Consider the following 3,070-nt stretch of genomic DNA (forward strand, 5'->3'; position numbering starts at 1 on the left):
GATCGGAGATGCCATGTTTCACCTGGAAGTCGGAAAGCAGTTCCTGGTCAACCTGGAGCTGCCGCTGCTTGAAGCGCAACTGTTCGTCGAAAAAGGACGCCGCACCAGCGGACAGGCCCGACCCTGCCCGCTCGGTGAAATAGGCGTCGATTACCCGCCGCAACTGGTCCGAGGCCTGTTCAGGTGAGTCACCCAATAGCTTCAGCTCAATCAGGTTGGTCTGGTGGACAGCCTCAACGCTGAGCGCCTTCCCCAGCTTCTCCGCCTCTCGACTTTTTTCGCGGCTCACGCTTCCTGCGGGCCCCGCCCCAATCGCCCGCAGCGCCACGGCCGGGCTCTGCAGCATCTCTACCTGTGTCGAGATCTGTTCGGCGGAAACCGTACCGGAGGTCACCAGGCGATCAGAGGCCGTCGTGGTCAGTGGCGAGGACGAACGTACGTTCTGCACCATCAGCTTGGCGTCGGCCTGGTATTTCTTGGGGGTAAGGTAAGTTCCAACTGCTACCAGCAGCATGATGCCTGCGATCGTCAGCCAGAAGAGCCGTTCGTGCCGGAAGATAGCCTCCAGAACAATCTGGCGGATMTTCGGCTGCGAGTAGTTCGGCGAAGGCTGAGGCGGCATTTCCTGCAAGAGTGTAACAATTCTTTGCTTGCGGATACCTAGGCATTTATTACGGTTGCTTCGGTATTTGAACTGGCTATACTGGCGGGGAGCATCTCCTGGGCCGGATTGCTACCACTCCAAGGTAACCGCCTGACCCGAAAGGTGCATGTACTCCCCCCGCCCTCTGCTGGTCTTCTAGAGCTGCCCGGGGGGATCTGAACCCGGAACTGAGCAGTACAGAGGGTGACAGATGGAAGATCACATTCTCAAATCGGGCGTTGACGAGGCCGCCCGGATCCCCGCAGCCCAATCCCCGTCGGCCAGGGCGACGGCAGCACCGACCGTCCCTGCAGGAGACACCCTACTCATGCGTCGGTTCTCCAAGGGGTCAGTACGTATTGCTGATACCGTAAGCCTTTCTATCGCTCTGCTGGTCTCGTTATTCGGTTCTTCTCTGGCTGCGGGCCAGTCTCTCAAGCAGATTCTCGCCCTGCGCGTCTCCATCCAGACCCTGATCGTGGGCGCGGCGCTGCTCGTTGTCTGGAGAGCCTTTTTCTGGGCGACCGGCATGTACCGGCCCCGCCAGAGCGCCTCTCAGCTCGGTTTCATGCTGCGCGGCCCGGTGGCCGTCAGCCTGTCCGCACTGCCTGTCGCGCTGACGATGTTTCTCGGCAAATACACCTTCAGCCAGATCTGGCACATCAGCCTTCTTTTCGCGGTCACAGGTCTGCTGCTGATGGGGCTGAACCGGGTGGTCCTGTTCACCTTCTACGACAGTGTTCAGCCGGCGTTGCGTAAGAAGCGGAATGTCGTCGTGGTCGGAACCGGCCCGCGTGCCTTCATGCTGACTCAGCAGCTGCTGGCTCATCCTTCATTTGACTATCAGATCTGCGGCTTTGTGGACTCTGATCCACAGCCCGACTGCAAAGGCCTCGCCCCGGTCCTGGGACCGCTGGATGACCTTGAGAACATCCTCATGCGCCGTCCCGTCGACGAAGTTCTCATCGCCCTTCCGCTCAAGAGCGCCTTTGCCGACGTACAACAGGCTGTTGCCATGTGCGGCCATGCCGGCGTAAAAGCCCTGTACTCCGTTGATCTCTTTCAATCGAAGATTGCCAAAAATACCACGGTCGATGAAGAGACCGGCGTTCGCGGCATGGAGATGGTGCATAGCGACCAGCGCCTGCTCCTGAAAGATATCTTTGATCGTACCGCGGCGCTGTTCGGCATCATCCTGCTGCTGCCGGTCTTCTTTACCATTGCTCTTGCCATCAAGCTCACCAGCAAAGGTCCGGTTTTGTTTAGGCAGGAGCGGTGGGGCAAGAACAAGCGCACCTTCGGCATGATGAAGTTCCGTTCCATGGTGGTTGACGCCGAGGCTCGGATGGCTGCGCTCGAGAAGCACAATGAGTTCGGCGGGCCAATGTTCAAGATGAAGAACGACCCCCGCATCACCAAGGTAGGTCAGTTCCTGCGCCGCACCTCGCTGGACGAGTTGCCGCAGCTCTTCAACGTGCTGCGCGGAGAGATGTCTCTCGTAGGCCCGCGGCCTCTGCCCAATCGCGACGTCGCGCTCTTCTCCGAACCGTGGCTGATGCGCCGTTTCTCGGTCAAACCTGGCATCACCGGCCTGTGGCAGGTMTCCGGCCGTTCAGAGACGGATTTCGATCAGACCATCCGTCTGGATCTCCACTACATCGATCACTGGAATCTCCCGATGGACCTCAAGATCCTGGCCAAGACGATCAGTGTGGTCTTCCGCGGCAAGGGTGCCTACTAGATCTAAGTATTGTTATGCTCGACTCGGCCGCGACGAAAGGCTTTACTCATCCTGTAAAGCTCCCTCTGCGACATCCTGTCCGATAGCCGGTAAGGCGCGCTGCTACAGCGAAGACCGGCTTGTAGCCAGCGACGGGATCGATCGGCTTTTGAAGGATTAGCTAACGACAGGCATGAAGACAAAGTGAATGAAGATCTTATTTGCAACCGGCCACCTTCCATCCCATGAAGGCTCGAAAGGACTATCTAGAAGGCAGCTTGAAAGGCTGCGGCTAGTTTCGTATGCCCTGCCCGGTTTGGGTGCACGTCGTCGGAAAGGTCGCTTGTGTCATAGACGTGAAATGTATCCACAGTCGTAACGTTCATGCCCTGCTGCTGAAACTTCCGAGCCATATCGAGAAATCGCATGTTGTACTGGAGGATCTCATAGTTCAGGTCATCTGGTTTTGCGCGTGGAACAGAGCCAAGGAGAACGCTCGGTGCGCCCGGAACATTGTTGTAGTTTTCGCCACATACGCCCGCCCAAAGAAAAGAGAAAAATCCTCCGGTCGATGCCGTCGACACRGTGACGGTATGTTTTCCGGCAGAGGATAGCGAATATTGTGCGAGAAAGATACTTTCCTGCGTTGACCACAGGGTTGCGATCAGATGTCCGGTATCGACGGCTGAACTGAGCTGACCTACCGC

3 protein-coding genes are annotated in these 3,070 nt (G+C 57.8%); 1 reads left to right on the forward strand and 2 read right to left on the reverse strand.

Annotated features, from left to right (window positions below):
• The coding region (locus tag AB4043_RS20355; RefSeq protein ID WP_442307918.1) for a Wzz/FepE/Etk N-terminal domain-containing protein at window positions 1-622 on the reverse strand (622 nt) is incomplete at its 3' end.
• 349 nt (window positions 623-971) lie between these two features.
• Between AB4043_RS20355 and AB4043_RS20360 the strand changes: the two genes are divergently transcribed.
• The gene (locus AB4043_RS20360) at window positions 972-2,384 is read left to right on the forward strand and encodes a sugar transferase (RefSeq protein WP_442302577.1); all 1,413 of its coding nucleotides are present in this window, start codon (window positions 972-974) and stop codon (window positions 2,382-2,384) included.
• A 245-nt stretch (window positions 2,385-2,629) separates the two neighbouring features.
• On the opposite strand, the gene AB4043_RS20365 is transcribed toward AB4043_RS20360, so the two are convergent.
• The coding region (locus tag AB4043_RS20365; RefSeq protein ID WP_442307919.1) for an SGNH/GDSL hydrolase family protein at window positions 2,630-3,070 on the reverse strand (441 nt) is incomplete at its 5' end.

This window comes from Terriglobus sp. YAF25 (assembly GCF_052113305.1).
Taxonomy (GTDB): Bacteria; Acidobacteriota; Terriglobia; order Terriglobales; family Acidobacteriaceae; genus Terriglobus.